Annotated in this window: 22 protein-coding genes and 1 tRNA gene; 13 read left to right on the top strand and 10 right to left on the bottom strand. The window is 69.7% G+C overall.

The window, feature by feature from the left end; translation table 11 throughout:
- The first annotated feature begins 90 nt into the window (after nt 1-90).
- The 4 genes from F4X11_21655 to F4X11_21640 all read left to right on the top strand — a co-directional run bounded on the left by F4X11_21655 (nt 91) and on the right by F4X11_21640 (nt 5,368).
- Nucleotides 91-582, top strand: a complete 492-nt coding sequence (locus F4X11_21655) for a Rieske 2Fe-2S domain-containing protein (protein MYN67599.1) — start codon at nt 91-93, stop codon at nt 580-582.
- A gap of 22 nt (nt 583-604) precedes the next feature.
- Nucleotides 605-1,420: a DUF4405 domain-containing protein gene (locus tag F4X11_21650; protein MYN67598.1), complete on the top strand. Its 816-nt coding sequence runs from the start codon at nt 605-607 to the stop codon at nt 1,418-1,420.
- Between the two features lie 170 nt (nt 1,421-1,590).
- Entirely contained in the window at nt 1,591-2,535 is a 945-nt protein-coding gene (locus F4X11_21645) for a cytochrome C (protein ID MYN67597.1), read from the top strand.
- Between the two features lie 7 nt (nt 2,536-2,542).
- Nucleotides 2,543-5,368, top strand: a complete 2,826-nt coding sequence (locus F4X11_21640) for a c-type cytochrome (protein MYN67596.1) — start codon at nt 2,543-2,545, stop codon at nt 5,366-5,368.
- A gap of 64 nt (nt 5,369-5,432) precedes the next feature.
- Here F4X11_21640 and F4X11_21635 read toward each other — a convergent pair whose 3' ends face one another.
- A complete protein-coding gene (locus tag F4X11_21635) occupies nt 5,433-6,053 on the bottom strand; it encodes an isochorismatase family protein (protein ID MYN67595.1) in 621 nt (206 codons plus the stop codon).
- 22 nt (nt 6,054-6,075) lie between these two features.
- Here F4X11_21635 and F4X11_21630 point away from each other — a divergent pair, with 22 nt between their 5' ends.
- Nucleotides 6,076-7,422: a nicotinate phosphoribosyltransferase gene (locus tag F4X11_21630; protein MYN67594.1), complete on the top strand. Its 1,347-nt coding sequence runs from the start codon at nt 6,076-6,078 to the stop codon at nt 7,420-7,422.
- On the top strand, nt 7,406-9,235 hold the full coding sequence (locus F4X11_21625) for a transaldolase (GenBank protein MYN67593.1): 1,830 nt from the start codon (nt 7,406-7,408) through the stop codon (nt 9,233-9,235). The genes F4X11_21630 and F4X11_21625 overlap by 17 nt, the downstream gene beginning before the upstream one ends.
- Before the next feature lie 24 nt (nt 9,236-9,259).
- Here the strand turns inward: F4X11_21625 and F4X11_21620 are convergent, their stop codons facing one another.
- Both F4X11_21620 and F4X11_21615 read right to left on the bottom strand, forming a co-directional pair.
- Nucleotides 9,260-10,552: a hypothetical protein gene (locus tag F4X11_21620; protein ID MYN67592.1), complete on the bottom strand. Its 1,293-nt coding sequence runs from the start codon at nt 10,550-10,552 to the stop codon at nt 9,260-9,262.
- 22 nt (nt 10,553-10,574) lie between these two features.
- Nucleotides 10,575-11,360, bottom strand: coding sequence for an enoyl-CoA hydratase (locus F4X11_21615; protein ID MYN67591.1), 786 nt, complete (start codon nt 11,358-11,360; stop codon nt 10,575-10,577).
- A gap of 47 nt (nt 11,361-11,407) precedes the next feature.
- Here F4X11_21615 and F4X11_21610 point away from each other — a divergent pair, with 47 nt between their 5' ends.
- Both F4X11_21610 and F4X11_21605 read left to right on the top strand, forming a co-directional pair.
- Nucleotides 11,408-12,592 (top strand): CoA transferase, encoded by a 1,185-nt coding sequence (locus tag F4X11_21610; GenBank protein ID MYN67590.1) that lies wholly within the window; start codon nt 11,408-11,410, stop codon nt 12,590-12,592.
- Nucleotides 12,593-12,626: 34 nt separating this feature from the next.
- Nucleotides 12,627-13,697 (top strand): tartrate dehydrogenase, encoded by a 1,071-nt coding sequence (locus F4X11_21605; protein ID MYN67589.1) that lies wholly within the window; start codon nt 12,627-12,629, stop codon nt 13,695-13,697.
- Between the two features lie 55 nt (nt 13,698-13,752).
- Here the strand turns inward: F4X11_21605 and F4X11_21600 are convergent, their stop codons facing one another.
- The 3 genes from F4X11_21600 to F4X11_21590 all read right to left on the bottom strand — a co-directional run bounded on the left by F4X11_21600 (nt 13,753) and on the right by F4X11_21590 (nt 15,742).
- Nucleotides 13,753-15,045, bottom strand: a complete 1,293-nt coding sequence (locus tag F4X11_21600; protein MYN67588.1) for an ammonium transporter — start codon at nt 15,043-15,045, stop codon at nt 13,753-13,755.
- A gap of 97 nt (nt 15,046-15,142) precedes the next feature.
- Nucleotides 15,143-15,481 carry a P-II family nitrogen regulator gene (locus F4X11_21595; protein MYN67587.1) on the bottom strand — a complete coding sequence of 113 codons (339 nt, stop codon included), beginning with the start codon at nt 15,479-15,481 and terminating at the stop codon, nt 15,143-15,145.
- A 184-nt stretch (nt 15,482-15,665) separates the two neighbouring features.
- A tRNA-Met gene (locus tag F4X11_21590) sits at nt 15,666-15,742 on the bottom strand.
- Nucleotides 15,743-15,885: 143 nt separating this feature from the next.
- Here F4X11_21590 and F4X11_21585 point away from each other — a divergent pair.
- A complete protein-coding gene (locus F4X11_21585; GenBank protein MYN67586.1) occupies nt 15,886-16,221 on the top strand; it encodes a divalent-cation tolerance protein CutA in 336 nt (111 codons plus the stop codon).
- 52 nt (nt 16,222-16,273) lie between these two features.
- On the opposite strand, the gene F4X11_21580 is transcribed toward F4X11_21585, so the two are convergent.
- The gene (locus F4X11_21580) at nt 16,274-17,188 is read right to left on the bottom strand and encodes a DUF368 domain-containing protein (GenBank protein MYN67585.1); all 915 of its coding nucleotides are present in this window, start codon (nt 17,186-17,188) and stop codon (nt 16,274-16,276) included.
- A gap of 129 nt (nt 17,189-17,317) precedes the next feature.
- On the opposite strand from F4X11_21580, the gene F4X11_21575 reads away from it, so the two are divergent.
- Together F4X11_21575 and rnc are read left to right on the top strand one after the other, a co-directional pair.
- Complete coding sequence (locus F4X11_21575; protein MYN67584.1) at nt 17,318-19,357, top strand: SpoIIE family protein phosphatase; 2,040 nt, start codon at nt 17,318-17,320, stop codon at nt 19,355-19,357.
- Nucleotides 19,294-20,349: a ribonuclease III gene (gene rnc / locus F4X11_21570; GenBank protein ID MYN67583.1), complete on the top strand. Its 1,056-nt coding sequence runs from the start codon at nt 19,294-19,296 to the stop codon at nt 20,347-20,349. Before F4X11_21575 ends, rnc begins: the two co-directional genes overlap by 64 nt.
- Here the strand turns inward: rnc and F4X11_21565 are convergent.
- The 3 genes from F4X11_21565 to F4X11_21555 are packed head-to-tail and all read right to left on the bottom strand — an operon-like array spanning nt 20,308 to nt 22,475.
- Entirely contained in the window at nt 20,308-21,459 is a 1,152-nt protein-coding gene (locus F4X11_21565; protein ID MYN67582.1) for a hypothetical protein, read from the bottom strand. The two genes, rnc and F4X11_21565, sit on opposite strands and share 42 nt — an antisense overlap.
- The gene (locus tag F4X11_21560; GenBank protein MYN67581.1) at nt 21,456-22,010 is read right to left on the bottom strand and encodes a hypothetical protein; all 555 of its coding nucleotides are present in this window, start codon (nt 22,008-22,010) and stop codon (nt 21,456-21,458) included. The genes F4X11_21565 and F4X11_21560 overlap by 4 nt, the downstream gene beginning before the upstream one ends.
- 21 nt (nt 22,011-22,031) lie before the next feature.
- Nucleotides 22,032-22,475: a Rieske 2Fe-2S domain-containing protein gene (locus tag F4X11_21555; protein ID MYN67580.1), complete on the bottom strand. Its 444-nt coding sequence runs from the start codon at nt 22,473-22,475 to the stop codon at nt 22,032-22,034.
- Here F4X11_21555 and F4X11_21550 point away from each other — a divergent pair.
- A complete protein-coding gene (locus tag F4X11_21550; GenBank protein MYN67579.1) occupies nt 22,444-24,201 on the top strand; it encodes an L-lactate permease in 1,758 nt (585 codons plus the stop codon). The two genes, F4X11_21555 and F4X11_21550, sit on opposite strands and share 32 nt — an antisense overlap.
- 8 nt (nt 24,202-24,209) lie before the next feature.
- A complete protein-coding gene (locus F4X11_21545; protein MYN67578.1) occupies nt 24,210-24,602 on the top strand; it encodes a cupin domain-containing protein in 393 nt (130 codons plus the stop codon).
- Nucleotides 24,603-24,690 lie beyond the last annotated feature (88 nt).

Here is a 24,690-nt window from a genome sequence, read left to right as displayed (position 1 = left end):
AAGACGGCCGTTCCCGCGGCGCTCGTCGGCGCGGCCACCAAGCTGGCGGATCGCGTGGTGCCGCGGACGCCGGACGACGTGTCCCCGCTCATGGGACGCCGCGGCTGGATGGGCCTGGCGTGGGGCTCGTTCACGGCTGCCACGGCCGGCTGTCTGGCCGCCACCGGCCGCTTCATGTTCCCGAACGTGCTGAACGAGCCGCCGCAGCAGTTCACGATCGGCTTCCCGGACGAGTACGGCGAGGGAGTGGACGAGCGGTGGAAGGACCGTTTCGGGGTGTGGGTGGTGCGGACGCCGTTCGACGATTACCACGAAACGTCCGGTTTCTACGCGCTGCTCGTCACCTGCACCCACCTGGGTTGCACGCCGAACTGGCTGTCCGCCGAGAGCAAGTTCAAGTGCCCCTGTCACGGGAGCGGGTTCCGGCCGACGGGAATCAACTTCGAAGGTCCGGCGCCGCGTCCCCTCGAACGCGCTCGCATCGTGCTGGCCGAAGATGGACAAATCATGATCGACAAGGCGCGCAAGTTCCAGGAAGAGCTGGGGCAGTGGACCGACCCCGAGGCGTTCCTTGGCGTCTAGGAAGACTCGGAGCTGCTGAATCATGGCGAAGGCGAAATCTATCCAACCGCAGGCGGGTGCGCTGGAGCGCGCCTGGAACTGGCTCACCGAGACGCAGATCTGGGCGTCGGTCTTCCGGCACGACGCGCCGCTCAACGACCGCAACCGCGTGCTGGTCATGCTGTCCAACGTCTTCCTGCACCTGCATCCGGTGCGGCTGAAGAAGCACGGCGTCCGGCTGCGGTACACCTGGTGCATGGGCGGACTGAGCTTTTTTCTGTTTCTCGTGCTCACGTTCACCGGCGTGCTGCTGATGTTCTACTACCGGCCAACGCTGGAGTACGCCTACTCCGACATCGTCGGGCTGCGGGAGCACGTACCGCTGGGCATCATGCGCGAAATGCACCGCTGGGGCGCCCACGCGATGGTCATCACCGTGTGGCTGCACATGTTCCGGGTCTTCATGACCGGATCGTACAAGCCGCCGCGGGAGTTCAACTGGAACGTCGGGGTCATCATGCTGGTCCTGACGCTGCTGCTGTCGTTCACCGGCTACCTGCTGCCGTGGGACCAGTTGGCGATCTGGGCCATCACGGTCGGATCGAACATGGCGCGTGCGACGCCGTTCCTGGGGTACGAGGGTCCCGGCGCATCGCTGCTCGCCATCGGCGACGTGCAGTTGATTCACGCGGCCGACGACGCCCGCTTCGCACTGCTCGGCGGCACGTTCGTGGGCGAGGGAGCCCTGCTGCGCTTCTACGTGCTGCATTGCGTGGCTCTGCCGCTCGTGATCGGATTCCTGATGGCCGTGCACTTCTGGCGCGTACGCAAGGACGGCGGAATCTCGGGGCCGCTCTAGAGCCTCTTCGCCTTTGGACGTAGAGAGATCACGACACCATGGAAGCGATAAAGGGATTCTTCAACCTGGTCTCCGATCCGCGGCTGTTCTTCCTGCTATCGGTGGTCGCGCTGGCGCTGATCGTGTGGAAGCGCGAGGCCTTCGCCAAGCTCTCGGTGGGCTACGGCCTGATGGGCTTTCTCACGGTGTTCTTCCTGTTCGGCCTGACCGACGAGAACTTCGTGCTGATCATCGCCAAGCCGGACAACGTGCCGATCGTGGCGCTGATCTTCCTGGTGGTCTTCTTCACCTGGTACTCGATGCGCGAGGCCGTTCTCAACGACCAGCGCGTCGCGGCCGGAGACGACGTCATCGAGAAGCAGGAGTCCGACCGCGTCTGGGTCTGGCCGGACCTCGTCTACACCGAGCTGATCGCCCTCGTCCTCTGCAGCGCCGTTCTGGTGGTCTGGTCGATCGCCCTCGAGGCGCCCATCGAGCAGCCGGCCAATCCGGCCAACACCCCGAACCCCTCGAAGGCGCCCTGGTACTTCCTGGGCCTGCAGGAGATGCTCGTCTACTTCGATCCCTGGCTCGCGGGCGTCGTGCTGCCCAGCCTGATCATCGTGGGCCTGATGGCGATCCCGTACATCGACACGAATCCGAAGGGCAACGGCTACTACACGTTCAACGAGCGCAAGGCGGAGATCACGATCTTCCTGTTCGGCTTCGTGATTCTCTGGTCGTCGTTGATCGTTCTGGGGACGTTCCTCCGCGGCCCGAACTGGAACTTCTTCGGACCTTTCGAGTACTGGGACGTGCACAAGCTCGAGGCGCTCAACAACGTGCAGTTGTCGGAGTACCTCTGGGTGCGCGGTGCGGGCACGGCGCTCCCGGACAACATCCTCGTGCGCGAGGGGGTCGGCATCCTGCTCTCGCTGGCCTACGTCACCGTCCTGCCGGTGCTCCTGGCCAAGACCGTCCTGAAGCGGTACTACGACAAGATGGGACCGACGCGCTTCTACGTGGGAGCCTTCCTGTTCCTGATGATGCTGTCGCTGCCGATCAAGATGTTCAGCCGCTGGCTGGTGAACCTGAAGTACGTCGTCTCGATCCCGGAGTGGTTCTTCAACATCTAAGCCCACCATGGCCAACAAGAAAAGCGTCGGACACGCCTACAACGTCGACTTTCTCAACGTCGTCTTCGCGGCGTCGAGCCTGTTCCTGTTCTTCACGACCATCTGGATGGTCTTCGACGACTTCGACCGCGAGTGGAAGGGCTACCAGCGGCAGTTCGTGCTGCTGGAGGGGTACGTCACCTCGCTGAGCCTCCAGGCGGCGCAGGCCGGCATCGACCAGGAACGCCTGCAGGAGTTGAACGCCGAGCGGGCTGCGGCCGAGCAGGAGCTCGCCGCCAACGGCGAGCGGGTGGCCGAGCTCGAGGGCCAGTTGGCGGACGTCGAGGCGGACTTCTACCTCGCCAACCAGCAGTACAACTTCCTGAAGGCCGACTACGACGTCGAGCGGTACGCGTACGAGGAGCTGCAGGAAGAGCATCCGGAGGAAGCCGCGGAGCTGCGTCCCGCGATCGACGACATGTACGACCGCTGGGTCGAGCTGGGCTTGCGCGTCGAAGAGCTGGTTGCGCGGCGCGACGATCTGCGCGCGCAGATCGGGGAATACACCGGCGGCGTGGTGGACGCGGACACCGAGATCCGCGAGCTGACGGCGGAGGCGACCCGGCTGGCCGCCCTGGTCGAGGACCTGCAGGTCGACTTTGTCGGAGACTACCTGCTGAACGCTCCGCTGCTCGACTTCATGGCCCCGAGCCTGACCGTGCAGCAGACGATTACGCCGAACGTCCACGACGAGCTGAACTTCATCCGCTTCCAGAAGATGGATCGCTGCCGGACGTGCCACATCGCGATCGACCGCGAGGGCTACGAGGCGTACCCGCAGCCGTACACGACGCATCCGCGCCTGGAGACGTACGTCGGCAGCGCGTCGCCGCATCCGCTGGCGACCACCGGCTGCACCGTGTGTCACGAGGGGATGGGGCAGTCGATCGGCTTCGTTCACTCCTCGCACACGCCCGAGACCGAGGAGCAGATGCATGCCTGGGAGGAGCAGTACGGTTGGGCGGTGCCCCACTTGTGGGACTACCCGATGCTGCCCACGGACATGACCGAGGCGTCCTGCGCGAAGTGTCACACGGAGACGGTGTACGTGGACGAGGCGGAGAACCTGAACCTGGCCTACGGCCTGTACGAGCGCGCCGGGTGCTACGCCTGCCACACGACCACGGGCTTCACCGATCTGCGCAAGCCGGGTCCGAACCTCACGAAAATCGGCTCGAAGCTCTCACCCGAGTGGGTGTCCTCGTGGATTCGCGATCCACGGGAGGTCAAGCCGAGCACGTGGATGCCGCGGGTCTGGTACAACTCGAACACGAGCAGTCCGGAGGACGCGGTTCGCAACGAGGTCGAGATAGACGCCGCGGTCGCGTACCTGTTCGCGAACTCGGAGGAGCATGACTACGCGGTGCTGTTCCCGCCGCGCGGAAACGCCGAGCGCGGACAGGACCTCGTCGAGTCCGTCGGCTGCCTGGCCTGCCACATCACCGAGGACCAGGACCGTCTGGCCGCCGGCACGCGGCGCACCTTCGGGCAGCCGCTCCAGAACATCGGCAACAAGACCAGCTACGAGTGGCTCTTCGACTGGGTGCGGGACCCGACGCACTTCAGCAGCGAGACGTACATGCCGGATCTCCGGCTGACGAATCGCGAGGCGGCGGACATCGCGACCTATCTCAGCACGCTCACCGGTCCGGACGGACGAGGAGCGGAAGCGACCTACGACGACGGCGAGGTCACCGCGGTGCTGCTGGATTACGTGAGGTCCATCCTGCCCACCGCTGAGGCGGAGGAGCTCGTCGGAGGCATGTCGCTCGACGAGCAGCGGGTCGACCTCGGACAACGCGTGATTGGCCGCTACGGTTGCTACAGTTGTCACGAAATCGCGGGGTTCGAGGGCGCCCAGCCGATCGGGATCGAGCTGTCGGAAGAGGGATCGAAGCTGCTGCCGCGGCTCGACTTCGCTTTCGTCCACGACATTCCGCATACGAAGGTGGAGTGGTTCAAGCAGAAGATGCGCGATCCGCGTGCGTTCGACAGGAATCGCGTGCTGCAGCCGCTCGAGAAGCTGCGGATGCCGGATTTCGAGATGAGCGAGGAAGAGTCGAAGCTCTTCGCCACCGCCATCATGAGCTTCCAGAGCGACGTGCAGCCGCTGGCCGCGAAGCCGCCGCGCTCGGCCCGGAACGACGCCCTGCGCGATGGCCGCAACCTGGTCCGGCGCCGCAACTGCATCGGATGTCACGAGATCGAGGAGGACGGCGGCGACTACGTGGCGCTCGTGGACGATCCGTCGCTGGCCCCGCCGATGCTCACGCCGCAAGGCGCCAAGGTGAAACCGGACTGGATGTATGCCTTCCTGCAGGGGCCGATCCCGATTCGCCCGTGGCTGGACGTGCGTATGCCGAGCTTCGCGCTCGACGACGCGCATTGGAACGGGGTGATCGACTACTTCGGCGCCATCTCGGGCACGGTCGGCGAGTTCCGGACCCACGACACCTTGTCGGCGGCGGCGGTGCCGCGCGAAGGCGAGGAGCTGTTCGATCTGCTCCGGTGCCAGCAGTGTCACGTGTTGGACACGATCCCGGCCGATCAGCCGACCGACAATCTCGCGCCGGATCTGCGGATGGCGCGCGAGCGGCTGCAGCCGGACTGGATCGTCGACTGGCTCCGGGCGCCGTTGGAAATCCAGCCTGGAACCCGCATGCCGATGTTCTGGACGGATTTTCCCGCGTCGCCGTACCCGCAGCTCGACAGCGACGGACCACGGCAACTGGAAGCGATTCGCGACTACATGCTGACGTTCGAGGGCGGTCCGTCTCCCATCCGCGGCAACTGATCCGCGCCGGCCGGCCGGTTTTCAAGAGCGCGCCCCATGCAGCGATGCATGGCGGCGCGCTCTCTCAGTTGCGGTCCGCGTCGCCTTCGGCGAGAGCCAGCGCCCGATCGAGGGTGACGAGACGGGCGCCGGAGGCCTCCATCTCCCGCAGCGCCGTGGCGCCGTCGCCCGGACGCAGGTCGACTGCGGCGATGGCGTCGCGCACGACGAGGACATCGAGCCCGCGGACGCGGGCGTCGAGCACCGAGGCCCGCACGCAGTAGTCGGTCGCCAGCCCGCAGACGATCAGGCGGCCGACGTGGTGTTCGGCGAGAGCGCGGGCCAGGGGTTCACCCGCGGGGAGCCTGCCGTCGAAGGCCGAGTACCCGTCGCTGTCGCGCGCCTGCCCCTTGCTCACTACGACCGTCGCGGCGGGAAACCGCAGCCGTGGATGAAAGGCGGCGCCGGGGGTATCGGCGACGCAGTGGACCGGCCAGTCCCCGCCCTGGTCGCTGAAGTGGGACGATCCGACGGGGTGCCAGTCGCGCGTAGCGAAGATCGCCGCGCCCGCCGCGGAATGGGCCGCCAGCAAACGGTTGATGGGATCGACCACGCGATCGCCATCGGGAACGGCCAGGGCCCCGCCGGCGCAGAAGTCGTTCTGGACGTCCACGACGAGCAGTGCGACAGCGGTGCCGGGCGACATTGCAGTGGTACATTACAACGTGATGCCGAGCGCGCTGTCCACCGACCTCTACGAGTTGACGATGGCGGCGGGCCACTACGGCGCGGGCGCGCCTCCTCGGGCGACTTTCGAACTGTCGGTCCGCAGCCTGCCCAGGGACCGAGGATACCTGTTGGCGGCGGGAATCGAGCCGGCGCTGGTCTATCTGGAAGGGCTCTGTTTCACGGCGGCGGACATAGAGTACCTGCGGCAGATCCCGCAGCTCCGGCGGGCTCCGGCGGGTTTCTTCGACGACTACCTGCCGGGGTTTCGCTTTAGCGGGGACGTCTGGGCGGTTGCCGAGGGCGAACCGGTCTTTCCGAACGAGCCGCTGCTCCGCGTCACGGCGCCTCTCATCGAGGGGCAGATCGTCGAAACGGCGCTGCTGTCGACGGTGTTGTTCCAAACGTCGGTGGCGAGCCGCGCGTCTCGCGTGGTCCGGGCGGCGGCCGGACGCCCGGTGTTCGAGCTTGGCGCGCGCCGCGCCCATGGCGCCGAGGCGGGTGCGCTCGCCGGCCGAGCGGCGTTCATCGGCGGCTGCAGCGGGACATCCGATGTCGAAGCGGGTCTGGCTTTCGGCCTGCCGCTGGCCGGCACGATGGCGCACTCCTGGGTCATGAGCCACGACTCGGAGAAGGAAGCGTTCATCCGCTTCATCGACATGTACGGCGATCGGACGGTGCTCCTCATCGACACCTACGACAGCGAGCGTGCGGTAGATCGCATCGCCGCCGCGGGGCTCTCTCCGTTCGGCGTACGCCTGGACAGCGGCGACCTGCTCGCCGAGAGCCGGGCGATCCGCGCGCGTCTCGACGCGGCAGGTCTGCGCGGGACCAGGATTTTCGCGAGCGGCGACCTCGACGAGCGGCGCATCGCCGAGTTGGTGGAGGACCGCGCTCCGATCGACATCTTCGGCGTCGGCACCGCGCTGAGCACTTCCTCCGACGCGCCCGCCCTCGGGGGCGTGTACAAGCTGGTCGAAGTGGACCGGGCCGGCCTCGTGCAGCCGGTGCTCAAGCTGAGTCGCGGCAAGGGGACGTATCCCGGGCCGAAGCAGGTGTGGCGCGTCGCGGATTGCGGAGCCGTGACCCACGACGTGCTGGCGACAGATCGGGAACCGCCGCCGGGGCAGGGGCGGGCCCTGCTCTCGCCGGTAATGCGTCGGGGACGACGGCTGCGACCCGGTCCTCCCATGCGGGAGATTCAGGGCCATGCGCTGCGGGCGGTCGAGGCGCTGCCGGCAGGGGTGCTGCGGCTGGAGGAGCCGACCGACTACCAGGTCGTCGTCAGCGACGGTCTGGTGCGGCTCACGGAGGATCTGCGGCAGCGCATGCATGCGGTCGCCGGTTGACCGGTCCGGCCGGCAGGGGAAGGAACGTGGAGAGGGTGTGACCGAGAAGAAGCTCACGGGCGAGGTCGATGCACCGCCGGCGCTGCGGGAAGCGGTGGAGAAGGAGGCGGCGGCGTGGTCGCCGGCGGGACTTCTCGGACGTCTCTGGCAGCGGGATCCCACCGTGTGGACCGGCGGCGACGAGGGACGCTGGCTGGGCTGGCTGGATGTCCCCCAGCCGGACGGGGCGGAGGTGCGGAGGCTGGAGGCCTTCGTCGATCAGGCGCGGCGGGACGGCTTCGTTGTCACCGCGCTCCTCGGCATGGGGGGATCCAGCCTCTGTCCCGAGATGCTGCAGCGCATCTTCGGCGGCGCCGGGGGCATCGAGCTGCGGGTGCTGGACTCGACCGATCCGGCCCAGCTCAGGCGTTTCGAGGCGCAAATCGACCTCGATCGGACGCTCTTCGTGGTTTCCAGCAAGTCCGGCACCACGCTCGAGACCAGCCTGCTGCACGCGCACTTCTTCGAGCGCGTGCGCCAACGTGCGGGCAGCGAGGCGGCCGGGTCCCGGTTCGTGGCGGTGACCGATGCGGGATCGGCGCTCGACCGCCTGGCAACCGAACGCGGCTTCCGCGCCGTGTTCCACGGCGAGGCGAGCATCGGCGGTCGGTATTCCGCCCTGTCGTACTTCGGGCTGTTGCCGGCCGCGCTCCTCGGCATCGACCTGCGGTTGCTGCTCGACCGGGCGCGGGCCATGGCCGAAGCCTGCGGCTCCGAGTCGCCCGCAGCGAGCAACCCCGGTGTTCAGCTCGGCCTTTGGCTCGGGCTTGCGGCCCGTGCCGGCCGCAACAAGACGACGCTCGTGACCGCACCCGGGCTGGACGGACTCGGCGCCTGGATCGAGCAGTTGCTGGCGGAGTCGACCGGCAAGGACGGCGTCGGAATCATCCCCGTGGACGGCGAGCGGACGGACGATCCGGCGATCTACCGGGACGACCGCCTGTTCGTTTCGACCGCGCTCGGGGACGAACCGGACGAAGAGTGCGAGAGCGTGCTGAGCGCGCTGGCGCGGGCGGGTCATCCGGTGGTCCGGCTGCACGCGCACGACCGTTACGACGTGGGCGCGGAGTGTTTCCGCTGGGAGCTCGCCACGGCGGTGGCGGGAGCCGTTCTCGGCGTACACCCCTTCAATCAGCCGGACGTCGAAGCGAGCAAGGTCGCGACCCGCGCCATCACGAGTGAGGGGCCGGGGAGCGACCGAGCGGCGGCGGGACCCGTGGCCGAGCTGGCCTGGGACGCCGGCGTCATCCGCGCCTATGCGGCGCGCCCGTACTCCGCGGCATTGCGGCGGTCGGTCGGCGCAGAGGCCCCGCTGGCGCAGTGGGTCGCCGCGCACATCCGCCGGCTGCGACCCGGCAGCTACTTCGCCGTACTGGCCTATCTCGAGATGTGCGAGCCGTATCGGCGGATTCTCGAGGACCTGCGGCACCAGGTGCGCGCGGCGACGGGAGTGGCGACCGCCGTCGGTTTCGGACCGCGCTTCCTGCATTCGACGGGGCAGGCGCACAAGGGCGGTCCCGCGGACGGACTGTTCCTCATCCTCACCTGCGCGGACGTCATCGACGTGGCCGCCCCGGACGGCGCGCTCACGTTCGGCACGGTGAAGGAAGCGCAGGCGGCCGGAGACTGCGCCGTGCTCGCGGCGCGCCGCCGGCGCTGGCTCCGGCTCCATCTCGATGGCGAGGTCGGGAGCGGACTCGCCGCCGTTGCCGCGCTGGTGGCCGAGGCGCTCGCCGCCGTCGCACGGGGCAGGAGAAGGGTCCCGGCGCGGTGAACGGCGCGTGCCGCGCCGGCCCGGTCAGGCGTTGGCCAGCTGCAGCCCGACGTCGGTGAACGCCCGGGCGTAGCGTGCGACGCGGTCGACGTCGACCGCGTCCGGCCACCGGTCCGCGGGGTGATGGAACAACCCGTTTGCGCCGACGACCGAGAGGTAGGTCCCGCCGCCGGCGTGAATGTGACGTGCTTCACCACCGGGAGTTTCGCCCGCGGGGCGGCGGCGCACCGGGGCCTCGCCGACCTGCCGCAGTGCATCCTGCGCCCGGTCCTGCAATTCGGCCGTCGATGCCTGCAGCAGAGGATCGCCGCCGATGGCGGCCCCGAAGTTCGCGCCGAGGTGGATCCAGGCGGCGGCGCTCCGGACGAGGCGCGACCGGGTGCGCAGGAACTCTTCAAGCCCGTAGTGGCCCAGCTCGTGTCCCGTGGACGCGAGGAACACCGTCGTGCGCCGCGGCGGCGCCGCGGCCGCCATGCCGCGGATCATCTCGATCCAGACGGCGATGCCGCCGCCGCGTTCGGACGCGCAGGTCCACCACCCGCTGCGCGGCGTCATCACGAAGACGGGCGCCAGCGAAGGCTCCCTGCCGCGCAGGGTCGCCGTGACGTTGAACACCTCCTCCGGACGCCGGGTCACGTGGGCGACCACCCGCGCCGTCGCGCCGGATGCGGCGGCGGCGGTGAGCCAGGCGCGATGGCGGCTTGCGACCTGCAGCACCGGCGGGCCGAAGGGCGCCTTGAAGTCGGGCGCGTTCATCAGGGCGAGCCCCTCCGGTACGCCGTTGGAGGCACCGCCCGTCACCGTCACCACCGCCCGCTGCGATGTGGCGCGGCGGTGGGCGCGAAAGTCCGCTCCCGTGCGCGGGCCGACGTGGCCGAGCCCGATCGTGCCCGCGCCGTCGATCGAGCCCAGGGCGCCCGTCACGCCGGCGGCGTCCGTGAAGCCGCCGTCGAAGAGGGGCACCCCTTCGGCCCAGCGATCGCCCACCTCGACGTAGGCGGCCTGGACGCCGATGCGGGAGAATCCCATCCACTCGATCTCGGGAACCAGACCCGCTTCGTCCACCCGATCAGCCAGCCAGCGGCCGCTCTCGGCGTCGACGGGAGAACCGGTCCGATGGTCGCCCTGACTGTCGTACTCGCGGACGATGCGGGCGATGCGCGCGCGCGCGTCTCGTGCCGGCGCCTCCTGGGCGCGCGGACGGGCGGCGGGCCACAGGGCGGCGGCGGCAGCCGCTCCCACCGCTTCGAGGAACGCCTTGCGGGTCAGGCCGCGGCCATCGCCGATGCGCCGGTGTCTCGTCGGGAACTGCGTCATTTGCGGGCCTCACGATAGAATCTCACTGGCCCGTCCAGCGCGGCGGGCGTTTGTCGAGGAACGCCTGGACACCTTCGCGGAAGTCGGCGCTCGTGTAGCAGTTCACGATCAGGTCGCGGCCCAGCCTCGCCTCGATACGGCGGTGGCTCTGCACGCGACGGATCATCTCCTTGCTGGCGCGGATGGTCAGCGGGGCGTTGGCGGCCATCGTCTCGGCGTATTCTCCCACGACCGCGTCGAGGTCGTGCGGCTCCACCACGCGGTTCACGAGACCGGCCGCGGCCGCTTCCTCGGCGCTGAACAGGCGGCCGGTGTAGAGCATCTCCTTCAGCCGGGCCGGACCGACGAGATCCAGGAAGCGGGCATGATTCGCGGCCGACAGGCAGTTGCCGAGCGTACGGGCGATTGGCACCCCGAATCGCGAGCGACTGGTGCATACGCGCAGGTCGCAGGCGGCGGCCAGCGCGCAGCCGCCCCCCGTCGTCACGCCGTCGATCGCCGCGATGGTCGGCTTGGCGACCCGTTCGAGGCGATCCACGACCGCATCGATGCGGTGCTCGTAGGCCACCCCGTCCGCCTCGGTGCGGAACGTCCGGAACTGCCCGATGTCGGTGCCCGCGACGAAGGCCTTCCCGCCGGCGCCCCGCAGAACGATGACGCGTACCGCGGCGTCGCTCTCCAGCGCGCCGCAGAACTCGACGAGGGCGTCGTACATCGGCCAAGTCATGGCGTTGCGCGCTTCGGGGCGATTGAACGTGACGGTGGCGATGGGGCCGTCCCGATCGAGGACGACGTGCGGCGTCGGCAAAACGAGCACCTCCTGGGCCGCGGTGCGGCGCGGCGGGTGATGGACCGATGACGAGCGCGCTGCAGGACATCCGCGTGCTCGACGTCACGCAGGTCATGGCAGGTCCGTTCTGCGCAATGCTACTTTGCGACATGGGCGCCGACGTGATCAAGGTCGAGTCGCCGGCCGGCGACTCGTCGCGCCGGATGGCCGGGGCGAGCGGCAACGACAGCGCCTCGTTCAACGCGGTCAACCGCGGCAAGCGCGGCGTCGTGATCGACCTGAAGGCCGCGGGCGGCCCGGACGTCCTGCGGCGGCTGGCGGCCGGCGCGGACGTGTTCATAGAGAACTACCGTCCGGGCGTCCTGGGGCGGCTGGGCCTCGATCACGGGTCGCTGCGCGAGTTGAACCCGCGACTCGTCTACGCCTCGATCTCCGGCTACGGTCAGACGGGGCCGGCGTCGCACAAGGGCGGGTTCGACCTGGTCGCCCAGGGCGTGTCGGGGTTGATGTCGGTGACCGGTGAGCCGGATCGACCACCGGTGAAGGTCGGCGTCCCGCTGACCGACCTGGGGGCCGGCCTCTTCGCCGCGTGTGGAATCCTGGCCGCGCTGCAGGCACGGGAACGGACCGGGCAGGGACAGCACGTCGACACATCGCTCGTCGACGCCGGCGTGGCGCTGTCGGTCTGGGAGGCGACCGAGCTCTTCTCGCGCGACGTCGTTCCGGGACCCCTGGGTTCGGCGCATCGCATGAGCGCGCCCTACCAGGCCGTGCGGTGCGCGGACGGCTACATCACGCTGGGCGCCGCCAACGACCGGATCTTCCGGCGTCTGGCGGAATTGCTGGGGCATCGCGAATGGCTGGACGATGCGCGCTTCGAGAGCGACTCGGCCCGCGTCGCGCACCGGGCGGAGCTGGCCAGGCTCATTGAGGCGGTGACGACCCGGCATGCGCGGCAGTACTGGCTGCAGCGCCTCGAGCAGCACGACATTCCATGCGGACCGATCAACGACTACCGCGAGGTGATGCGGGACCCGCAGGTCCGGGCCCGGGAGATGGTGGTCGAGACGCGGCATCCGACGCTGGGGACCCTGCCGACGCTCGGCACGCCGATCAAGCTCTCCGGCACCCCGCTCACGCCGGGCCGGCCGGCGCCGCTGCTCGGGCAGCATACGGACGAGGTGCTCGCGGCGGCGGGATACGGAGAGCAGGAGATCGCGGCGTTGCGGGCGGCCGCGGTCGTGCGGTGACGGGTGGCCGCACGAGAAAGGGAAGAAGGTTCCGATGGCGAGCTATTCGATTGCGGTGATTCCCGGTGACGGCATCGGGCAGGAAGTCGTTCCGGCGGCGATGCGGGTGGTCGACGCGGCCGGCCGGCGTTTCGGCTTCGACTGCCGGTGGACGTCCTTCGACTGGGGCTGTGAGCGCTACGCGAGGACGGGGCAGATGATGCCCGAGGACGGGCTCGAGCAGTTGCGGCGCCACGACGCCATCTTCCTGGGCGCAGTGGGATATCCCGGCGTGCCCGACCACGTCTCGCTGTGGGGGCTGCTCATTCCGATACGACGAGCGTTCGGCCAGTACATCAACCTGCGGCCCGTGCGGCTGCTCCCCGGCGTGCGTTCGCCGCTGGCGGACCGCGGGCCGGACGAGATCGACTTCGTGGTCGTACGCGAGAACAACGAAGGGGAGTACTCGGAGATCGGCGGGCGGCTCTATCGGGGAACCGACGACGAGATGGCGGTGCAGCAGGCGGTGTTCACCCGCCGCGGGGTCGACCGGGTGCTGCGCTACGCGTTCGAGCTGGCCCGCCGGCGTCCGGCGCGGCATCTCACCTCCGCGACCAAGTCGAACGGGATCATCCACAGCATGCCGTTCTGGGACGAGCGCTTCGCGGCGCTGTCGGGGGAGTATCCCGACGTCACCACCGACCAGTACCACATCGATATCCTGTCGGCGCACTTCGTGCAGCATCCGGACTGGTTCGACGTGGTCGTCGCGAGCAACCTCTTCGGCGACATCCTTTCGGACATCGGTCCCGCCATCGCCGGCTCCATCGGCCTCGCGCCGGGCGCCAACCTGAATCCCGAGCGCACGGCCCCGTCGATGTTCGAACCGGTGCACGGGTCCGCGCCGGACATCGCGGGGCAGGGTATCGCCAATCCGGTCGCACAGGTCTGGACGGCCGCCATGATGCTCGAGCACCTGGAGGAGGCGGACGCGGCCGGGGCGCTGGTGGCAGCGATCGAGGCGCAACTCGCCGAGGGCGCGGTCGTCACCCGCGATCTGGGTGGGGAGGCGGCGACCGACGCCGTCGCCGAAGCGCTCGTCCGGCGCGTCGAGAACACGGAGTAGGCGGCGGCGGAGTTCCCGAGGCGGGAACCCCGCGCGTCTCGCTGCCCGGCGGCCGCTAGAGATGGAAGCCGGTCTCGTCGTGGAGTGCGATGTCGAGTCCCTCGGACTCCTCGGCGGCGGTCACCCGCAGTCCCATCGTGGCGTCGAGCGCCTTCGCCAGCACGAAGGTGAGCACGCCGCTGTACGCGATCGTGGCCGCCGCACCGACGAACTGCAGCCAGACCTGCGTGCCGATCCCGTTCTCCAGGCCCGCGCCGCCGAAGGCCTCGGCCGTGAAGACGCCCGTCAGCATGGCGCCGACGAAGCCGCCCACGCCGTGCACGCCGAACACGTCGAGCGAGTCGTCGTAGCCGAAGTAGCGCTTGAGGCTGCCCGCGCCGATGTAGCAGAAGATTCCCGCCGCGGCGCCGATGACGAGGGCGCCGATCGGGCCGACGGTTCCGGAGGCCGGGGTGATCGCCACGAGCCCGCCGACCGCGCCGGTGGCGATCCCCAGGACGCTCGGCTTGCCGTGGTTCCTCCACTCGATCAGCATCCAGGTGAAACCGGCGGTGGCCGTCGCGATGTGGGTGACCGCCATCGCCATGCCGGCCACACCGTCTGCGGCCAGCTCGCTGCCGGCGTTGAACCCAAACCACCCGACCCAGAGCATCGAGGCGCCCACCACGGTGAGCACGAGGCTGTTGGGAGGCATCGGCGTGCCGGGATGGCCCTGGCGCCGCCCTATGACGAGGCACAGCACGAGGGCGGCGATACCCGCGTTGATGTGCACGACGGTGCCGCCGGCGAAGTCGAGCACCCCCATCTCGCCCAGCCAGCCGCCGCCCCACACCCAATGGGCGACCGGCGCGTAGACGATCGTGAGCCAGAGCGCCATGAAGACCATCATCGTGGAGAACTTCATGCGCTCGGCGAACGCGCCGACGATGAGTGCCGGCGTGATGATGGCGAAGGTCAACTGGAACATCTGGAAGACGGACTCGGGGATCGAGCCCGACACCGTGTCGACGCCGACGTCCGACAGGAAGAACTTGCCGAACCCGACGAAGGCGTTCAGGTCGCCGCCGTCGCCGAACGCGAGGCCGTACGCGTAGACGGTCCACAGGATCGTGACCATGCAGGCGATCGCGAAGCACTGCATCATTACCGACAGGACGTTCTTGGCGCGGACCAGCCCCGCATAGAACAACGACAAACCGGGGATGGTCATGAACAGCACGAGCACGCTCGCGGTGAGCATCCACGCGGTGTCGCCCGAATCCAGCGTGTCCTGCGCCCACGCGAGGCGCGGCGCCAGCACGAGGGCGGCGGCAACGAGGAAGGCGAGCCTGGTCATGTGATGGGTCATGGTCTGGTCCTTCGGGGCTGGTACCGGGAATACGGGGCGGCGGCGCGTGCCGCCGCGTTCCGAACAGGAAGCCCGCGCCGGACCGGCGCGGATGACGTCAGAGCGCGTCCGAGCCCATCTCGCCGGTTCTGATGCGAACCGCCTGCCCGACGTCGCTGACGAAGATCTTGCCGTCGCCGATCTGGCCGCTGCGGGCCGCCGACTTGACCGCCTCGACGACGGCGTCGAGCTTGTCGTCGTCGATCACGACTTCGAGCTTCGCCTTGGGCACGAAGTCGATGGAGTACTCCGCGCCGCGGTACATCTCCGTATGTCCCTTCTGGCGGCCGAAACCCTTCACCTCGGTCGCGGTCAGACCGGTCACGCCGAGACGGGACAACGTGTCGCGCACGTCGTCGACTACGTGGGGCCTGACGATCGCGGTGACGAGCTTCATTCCCGTACTCCTTCCCCGCGGTATCCCGGCGATTCGGGCCGCACGGAGGGTTCCGTGCTCCAGCGGGCGGTGCCCACTATAGCAGTACCGGCGCTCGAACCCACAAGAAGGCAGGCTGCCGCAGGAAAGCCGCGCGCCAATCGGCCGACGAGGAAAGACGGATGTTCCGAAGGGGACCTGAGATTGGTAGCGGGGGGGGGATTTGAACCCCCGACCTTTGGGTTATGAGCCCAACGAGCTACCGGACTGCTCCACCCCGCGCCAGAAAATTGCCAGAGCAGCAATATAGCACGGCCGCCTCTGCGCGGTCAACTCGATACGCCGCCGGATGCGACATCACATCGGCGGCCCGTGGCGCAGGGCAGCGGATGACGCCGCACCGCGGCGTGCACTATCGTGGAGAGATGACGGAGGACGGTTCGGAAGCGGTGGTGGCCTGGACGACCTGGCCTGCCGGAGGGGACGTACGCGGCTTCGCACGGGTGCTGGTCGAGGAGCGCCTTGCGGCCTGCGTGACGGCGCAACTGCCGGTGCGTTCGGTGTATCGGTGGCGCGGGGCGATCGAGGAGGATCAGGAGCAGCTCGTCATGATCAAGACGACGCGCGACCGCATTGCCGCCCTCCGGGATCGAATGGGGAAGCTCCATCCTGCCGAGGTGCCGGAGCTGGTGGTGGTGCCCGTCGTCGACGGCAACCCGGCCTATCTCGCGTGGGTCGCGGAATCGACCCGGGACGCCTGAGGCGGCTGGAAGTCAGCGCGGAAACGCCGAGCCAGCCCAGCGTTTCCGCGCGCTACGTGGCGCGGCCGAGCCGCGAAATCGTCCAGGAGACCGCGAATCCGGTCAGCGCCAGCGCGGCTCCGGCCGCGGCCTGCGCCGTGGACGGAACGCCCGCGAAGGGCCACAGGCCGACGACGGATCCCAGCAGCAGCCCGAGCAGGAACCCGAGCGTCGTGCGCCGGTACCTCTCGAGCAGCAGCTCGACGAGATTGCTCACGCATACCACGCCCAGTCCCACGCCGACCGCCACGGGCAACAGCACGAAGAGCGCCGCCGCCGCCATGTCGGCGTCTCCGGCCCGCGCCGCCGACGCGACGGCGGCCACCGCGTCGACGATGGGACGATACTGGCCGAGCAGGAGCAGCAGATAGGCGCCGGACACGCCCGGCAGAATCATCGCGGCCCCGCCGGAGAAGCCGGCGACGGCGAGCATGGCGTACGCGGCCGCATCCGAGGACGCGCCGGTGCCGGCACGCTCCGGGTCCGTCGCCGCGAGCAGCATCATGAGGGCGATGGCGCCGGCCGCGCTGCCGATGACCGGGCGATCCAGCGGCTGAACCATGCGCCACAGGATCGGGACGCCGCCGAGCGTCAATCCGATGAAGAGGCTGTACATGGCGGACGGATATCCATCCAGGAGCGTCCCGATCACGCCTGCGCCGCCCGCTATCGCGCCGGCCGCGCCCCCGCCCACGCAGGCGAGCAGCAACAGGGCCGTCGGGCTGAACCGAAGGGTCGACGCTTTCGCCACGGCGCCGATGAACTGCGGATAGACGCCCACGGCCAGGAGCATCGTGCCGCCCGAGATGCCCGGCACGAGGTTGGCGAGCCCCATGAACGCACCCCCGGCGACGCCGCGCACGACCAGCGACCAGCCCCGCAGTGGGGAGGTTGGCGGTGCATGGCTTCGTGCAGGACCGTGCGGCATGGAAGGCGGCGGTGGGGCGCTCCGGTACGCCGACCCATTCTAGGGAGCCTGCGCCGCAGAACGCAACGAAGTGAACGCCGAGACCGCCAGGGCCGGGGCGGCATCTGATACGATTCGGGAAGGCGCGGGATGGTTCGAGAGCGGCTGCGGGCGTTACCTCGTACCCTGGCGCGGTCCTGGCCGGGGCGGTTTCTGCTGGCCGGTGCGCTCGCCAAGATCCTGCTGCTGCCTTTCGTCACGGCCGGCGGCTCGCTGCTCGCCTGGGTGGACGTCTCCGCGTCGCTCGCGCTCGCGGTCGGGCTGGGTCACCTGCTGCTGCAGTCGGTTGCACGGCTCAGGAGGCGCCTGCTGTGGCGCGTCCGGCGGAAGCTGATCCTCTCCTACGTCTTCATCGGCTTCGTGCCCGTCCTGCTGGTCGCGGCATTCTTCGCGGTCGCCGGCGCGATGTCGGTGCTCTCGGCGAGCTCCGAGACCGTGCGGCGAGAGATCGACGGCGTAGTCGCGGATGTTCGGGTCGCGGCGGCGGGGATCGCGGCGCGGCTGTCGAGCGGAATGGAGATCTCCGCCGCACTCGAGCCGTTGGGGTCGGAGCTGCACGGGGACTACCCGGGCGCCTCGGCGCTGGTGCTCCGCCCCGTCGCGGCCGGCGGGCCGGTGTCGGCCGGTCCCTGGTCCGGCGGCCCGCGTCCGGACGGAATACCCGAATGGGTCGGTGAACAGGGGCTGGCGGGGCTCGTGACGGTCGGCTCGCGATGGCCCCTCTCCGTTCGCGCCGTCGCGTGGGTCGGGCGGGCGGACGCGCGAGCCGTCGTGATCGACGTGCCGTTGGACACGTACGTGCAGGAACGCATCGCGACCGCCACCGGCGTCGACATCGATTCGTTCGCATCGCTGCCGGGGGACGATACGCTGGATCCGGCCCGGTTGGCGTCGGCCGACGGGCTGGCCTGGGTGGTGTTCCTCGACCCGCTCGACTGGGCCACCGGCGGCGAGGAGTCCGGCAATCTGTTCATCCGCGTTCCGGCGGCCGCGTTCTCGGAGCAGTTCTTCGGCGCCCGGGTCGGCGCCGACGAGGCGAGCGTCAGGTACTTCTTCCTCGTGCTGCTGGCCGCCATCGGCGGCCTCTTTCTGGTGATCGAGCTGGCGGCGTTCGTGATGGGGCTCGCTCTGGCGCGGTCCATCACGGGATCGATTCATGCCCTGTCCATCGGGACGGATCGCATTCGTCGCGGCGATTTCACGCAGCGGATAAGCGTCACGTCGGGAGATCAGTTGGGCGACCTCGCCGAGTCGTTCAACGCGATGACGGCCAGCGTGGAGGGATTGCTGCACCAGGCCGCGGAGAAGAAGCGTCTGGAGAACGAGCTGCGGCTCGCCCGCCAGATCCAGATGTCGCTGCTGCCGCGCGATCCCACGTCGGTGCCCGGTCTGTCGGTGACCGCCGTCTGCCGGCCGGCGCGCGAGATCGGCGGCGACTACTACGACTTCATCCGGCTCGGCGAGCGCCGGCTGGGCGTGCTGGTGGCGGACGTGTCGGGCAAGGGCACCTCGGCGGCGCTCTACATGGCCGAGCTCAAGGGGCTCGTGCTGAGCCTGGGGCATACCTACGAGTCGCCGCGGCAGCTTCTCATCGAGGCCAATCGCATTCTGGCCGGGGCGCTCGACAGCCGCAGCTTCATCACGATGCTCTACGCCGTGATCGACCTGGACGCCGGAACCCTGACGTACGCCCGGGCGGGGCACACGCCCTTGATCCACGCGTCCGCGCAAGGCGGCCGGCGCAAGGTGCGCGTGCTGATCCCCGACGGTCTGGTGCTGGGGCTTCGTGGTCTCGAAAGGCAGTTCACCGAGTTGCTCGAGGAGCACCAGATGGCGGTGCAGCCCGGCGACGTTGCCGTGCTGTTCACCGACGGGGTGACCGAGGCGATGAACGAACAGGACGATCTCTTCGGCGAGGCGAGGCTCGCGCGGCTGCTCGAGGACGACGAGGCCGCCGATTCCTCGGAGGCGCTGCACGAGCGCATTCTGCGCGACGTGGACGCCTTCGTCGGTTCGGCCGCCCAGCACGACGACATGACGATGGTGCTGTTGCGCATCGACGAGGTGTGGCGCCGCGACGGACGGACCGAACCGGCGGGCGCCGCGGTCGAGGCGGGAGCAGGCGCGTGAGCACGCTGGCCGTCGTCCTGCGCACGCAGTCGGACGTGGAGGCGAACATCGCGCGGGCGCTGCTCGAGACGCACGGCATACGCGTATTGATCTCGTCGGACGTGCCCCACGCGGTGTTTCCGCTCGCGATCGACGGACTCGGCGAGGTACGGCTGTCCGTGCGTGCGGACGAGGCGGAGCACGCGGTGCGTCTGCTCGGGGACTACCGCGCCGCCGCGGCCGAGGGAGCTCCGCGAAACGGGGTGCCGGTACTGGAGGCGCGCCTGGGCCACCCGTTCACGGATCGCGATCTGCTCGTACGCGCGCTGACGCACCGCTCCCGCGCGCACGAGGACGACAGCGGCGGGGTGGACGACAACGAGTCGCTCGAGTTCCTCGGCGACGCCGTGCTCGGGCTGGTCATCGCGGATCGCCTGTTTCGCGAGTTTCCGCACTACGACGAGGGACGCAAGTCGAAGGCGCGGGCGCAGCTCGTGTCCGCCGCGACCCTGGCGGGGCTCGGCGACGACCTCCGGCTCGGCGACCATCTGCTGCTCGGCCGCGGGGAGGAGAAGACCGGCGGGCGCCGGAAGCGGTCGCTGATTGCCGACGCATTCGAGGCCGTGGTCGGGGCGATCTACCTCGACGGGGGGCACGAGGCGGCGACCGCCTTCATCGAACGGACGTTTCGGCCGCTGCTCGAACGGATAAGGAAGGACGGCGTGTCGCCGGCCGGCACCCGCGATCACAAGTCGGCCCTGCAGGAATGGCTCCAGGCCCGGTCGCTGCCCCTTCCCGTATACCGGCTGGCGGGCGCCACGGGGCCGGATCACCGCAAGGAGTTCGTGGCGGACGTGCTCGTCGGCGACCGACCGGTGGCGAGCGGTTCCGGCCCGACGAAGAAGGAGGCCGAGCGCGAGGCCGCCCGGCAGGCGCTGGCCGTACTCGTCGCCGACGCGCAGGGGACGCCGTCAGTCGATCTCGATGAGGTCCCCGGACGGGCGCCGCAGTGACGTGACCGGTGCGGGCGAAGGCGCGGCGGCCGCGACCCCGTCGCCGCCGAGGCGTTCGGCGGCGTACTGCCGAACCGCTCGTGCGCGCTCCTGTCCGCCCGGGGCGGTCCGCCGGCCGTGCAGCCGGACCCACAGGCGCAGCACCGGGTCGGAGAACCGGTAGCGCTTCTCGCGCGTCTCCACCAGGTCTACGTCTTCCAGCCACGACAGATAGTCCTTGGTCGATCCCGGCGTTCGTTCGAGTTGCCGGCCGACCTCCGTCAGCCTCAGCGGCTCGCTTTCCGCGAGAATGCCCAGGATCGCCTTCAGGACACCGTAGCCGCGCGCCCGATGCAGCCGGAGCTCGTACGAGAACCGGCAGAGCTGGGAGAGCGGCGTTCCCGCCGCCATCTGGGCCGCGAGCACCGCGACCGGATCTCCTCCCGGCGCCGCCGCGGACGACACGGCGGCCGAGAGGGCGTGGACGTAGCTCGGACGCCCCGCGGCGAGCGCGTGCACGAGGCGCCCTAGCCGGGTTCGGGCGGCCGCGTCACGCGCCGCGGATTTCTCCCGCAGGACGGCGTCGACCTCGCGGGCGGTCAGCGGCGGCAGGTGCACGAGCTCCATCCGCGGGGCGAAGTCGTGCAGGAGGCGCCGTGCGCGGTTCACGTAGCGGCTCGCCAGGACGAAACGATGCGGGCTGTTCGCGAGGGCGCCGACGAACTCGCGGGCCCCGCCCCGCAGGCCGGGAAAGCTCTCCAGCGTCCGCACCTCGAGGAGCTCGTCGAGCAACAGCAGCGGCGGCGGGGTTCCCTTTCGGCCGACGAACGCCAGCAACTCGTCGAACGCGGCGCGCGGGCTCCGGCGTCCGGGGGGCGGCAGCGGCGCGCGAGCGTTCCCGGCGCCGGCGGGCGGGGCGCACGTCACCGCGGCCAGAAACCGTTCCGGGGTCGACGCGACGCGCTCGACGTCGATGTACCGGCTGCGACGATCGCCGAACAACGCGGCCACCCGGTTCAGGAGTGACGTCCGGCCGCTGCCGCAGCCCCCGAGCAGGACGGGAATGCGGGCGGGCTCGGCGTCTAGCGCCGACAGCACCCGGCGCTCGAGTGCGGGTCTTTCCCAGGTCACGTGCGTCTCGTGCGGCGGGGGAGCCGGTATGCAAGGAAGAGCGCCGCCGACGTGACCGGCACCAGGACGACCAGCTCGCGGCCAAGGGCAAGGATGTTGTTCCGCCAGCAGGCGGCCAGCCAGTACTCCCGGCAGATGCGCATGAACAGGGGCTGGTCCGCCATGTAGAACTCGTCCGTCCACGGCCACCACGCCATGATGCCGTGGGGGGGACTGGGATCGGTGCCGAACCAGTCGAGCAGGACGTGGCTGCCGTACGCCGCCGCGACGGCGGCGGCGGTAAGCAACCGGCTCTCTCGTGCGCTCGCCCAGCCGATGGCGCCGGCGATCAGCACCGCGCCCGCGCTGTGCGTCACGCTGCGGTGCATGCCCAGCAGGAGGTCCGCGTCCGGAAGCGTGGCGAGCAAGGCAAGGGCGGCGATGGCGCGGCGCCTTTCGATCCGGACGAGGGGCGCATCGAGCGCGCGACCCGGCTTCAGCAGAGCCGCCGAAATCCGTACGAGGCAACCGGCGGTGACGCCGCCGAGCGCATGCGCGATGGGAGTCGGCATCCCTGCGAATCCCGACCGCGGCTACACGTCTTCGATGGTGACGACGACGACGCCGTCCGCCACCGCGACCGGGTACACCGTCAACCCGCGGTAGGCCGGCGGGCCGAGCCCCTTGCCGTCGCTGAGCCGGAACCGCCCGCCGTGCCAGGCGCACGTGACCACCCCGTTCTCGCAGGGGCCCTCCGAGAGCGAGCCGCCGGAGTGGGTGCAGGCGTCGTCGACCGCGTGCAGCGCGCCGCCGTCGTTGAAAACCGCGATGCGCCGGTCTCCGGCGAACACCTTCTTCCGTGCGCCGGGGCCGAAGCTCTCCGCCCGGGCCACCGTCACCGTGCGCGGCATCCGGCCATCGTACCACGCGCGCATCCCGGACACGCCGTTGTGTGTTGATCCGTCTTCCGATACCATAGGCCGCCACTGAGGAGGAACCCCCTCGATGCTGACAATTGTCTCTCTGCTGCCGATCATCACCGTCGCGGTCTTTCTCGTCGGCCTCCGCTGGCCGGCGAGCCGGGCGATGCCGTTGTCCTACGCGGTGGCTGCCGTGCTTGCCCTCTTCGTGTGGCAGGTGCCCATGCTGCAGGTGGCCGCCGCTACGGTCAACGGGCTCGTGATCGCGTTCACGCTGCTGTACATCATCTTCGGCGCGATCCTGCTGCTGAACACCCTGCAGGAGAGCGGCGCCATCAAGACCATCCGGCAGGGATTCACCGACATCACGCCGGACCGGCGCGTGCAGGTGATCATCATCGCCTGGCTGTTCGGCGCCTTCATCGAAGGGTCGGCCGGGTTCGGGACGCCGGCCGCGGTGGCGGTGCCGCTGCTGGTCGGCCTCGGGTTCCCGGGCATGGCCGCGGTGACCGCCGGCATGATCATCCAGAGCACGCCGGTCAGCTTCGGCGCGCTCGGCACGCCCATCCTGGTCGGCGTCAACACCGGCCTCGGCCAGGGAACCAACCCGGAGATCGTGGCCTACGCGGCGCAGGCGGGATACACGGAATGGACCGACTTCCTGGCCTTCATCGGCCTGAAGGTCGCCATTCTGCACGCCATCGCGGGCACGCTGATCCCGCTCATTCTCGTCTCGTTCATGACCCGCTTCTTCGGCAGGAGCCGTTCTCTCGCCGAGGGGCTGCAGATCTGGCCCTTCGCCATCTTCGCGGCCCTGGCCATGACCGTGCCGTACTTCGCCGCCGCCTACTTCCTCGGGCCGGAGTTCCCGGCCCTGATGGGCAGCATGGCCGGCCTGATCATCGTCGTGAGCGCGGCGCGGGCGGGCTTCCTCATCCCGAAGCCGGACGAGGCGTGGGAGTTCGACGCGAAGGAGAACTGGCCGGCCGAGTGGACCGGATCGGTCGCGGTGACGGACGTGGACCACGGCCGCTCGATGAGCCTGTGGAAGGCGTGGCTGCCGTATGCCGTCGTCGCGCTGCTGCTGCTGTCGTCGCGGCTCGTCGATCCGTTCCGCGTCTTCCTGCAGTCCTGGGTGGTGAGCTTCCCCGAGCTCTTCGGCACGTCCATCACCGCCAGCTTCCAGCCGCTCTACCTGCCGGGCACGCTGTTCATCGTCGCCTCGCTCATCACGTTCGCCCTGCACAAGATCCCCGGCGACCACTACGCCAAGGCGTGGTCGACCTCCCTCAAGGTGTCGGCCGCGGCCTCGGTCGCCCTCGTGTTCACGGTGCCGATGGTGCAGGTGTTCCTGAACAGCGGCGGGGGCGCCGCCGGGTACGACCAGATGCCCATCGTGCTGGCCGACGGCGTCGCGGCCCTCGTCGGGGGCGTCTGGCCGATCTTCGCGCCGTTCATCGGCGGCATCGGGGCGGCGGTGGCCGGGAGCAACACCGTCAGCAACATGATGTTCTCGCTGTTCCAGTTCGGGATGGGCGAGCGGATCGGCGTGGATCCGACCTGGATCGTCGCCCTGCAGGCCATCGGCGGCGCCGCCGGGAACATGATCTGCGTCCACAACGTCGTGGCCGCCTCGGCGGTCGTCGGGCTGCTCGGGCGCGAGGGGTCCGTCATCCGCATGACGGTCATTCCGTTCGTCTACTACGCCCTGCTGCCCGGGTCGGTGGGCTACCTGGTGGTGTCGAGCGGCCTGATCAACCTGGGGACGCTGATCGTCGCGCTCATCGCCGGCGGCACGGTCTACATGATCAGGCGCCACGGCGGGCGGCCGGCAACCGCGTGAGCGGACGGATGCGGATAGCGCGGCTCGCGGCGCTGGCGTCCGAGGCCGCGGATCCGAACACGTTCACCGGGCATGCGCGAATGACGCGCATGCCCGGCCTGTCGGACGCACCCGCGGTCAAGGCGTTCCGCGTCGCGTTCGAAGCGGCCGCCCGCACGCACTGGCACACGCACAGCGGGCCGCAACTGCTCGTCGTGCTCGACGGCCGTTGCCGCCTGCAGTGCGCGGGCGGGCCGGTGCGGGAGATCGAGGCGGGAGACGTCGCCTGCATCGCGGCGGGCGAGCGTCACTGGCACGGGGCTTCGGCCGCCGGTCCGATGACGCACCTGGCCGTCAACATCGAGTCGACGACGACCTGGCTCGACGCCGTGACCGACGCCGAATACGCGGCGGAAGCCTGAGCCCGACAATCGTCGCCGCCGGCTCCGATTGCCGCCCAACCGGGCCTGACCAGGCGTCTACGCCGTTCTACGGCGCAGCCTCCTGGCG

The organism is Acidobacteriota bacterium, assembly GCA_009861545.1.
GTDB lineage: Bacteria > Acidobacteriota > Vicinamibacteria > Vicinamibacterales > UBA8438 > WTFV01.
This window is presented reverse-complemented; position numbering and strand designations above follow the sequence as displayed.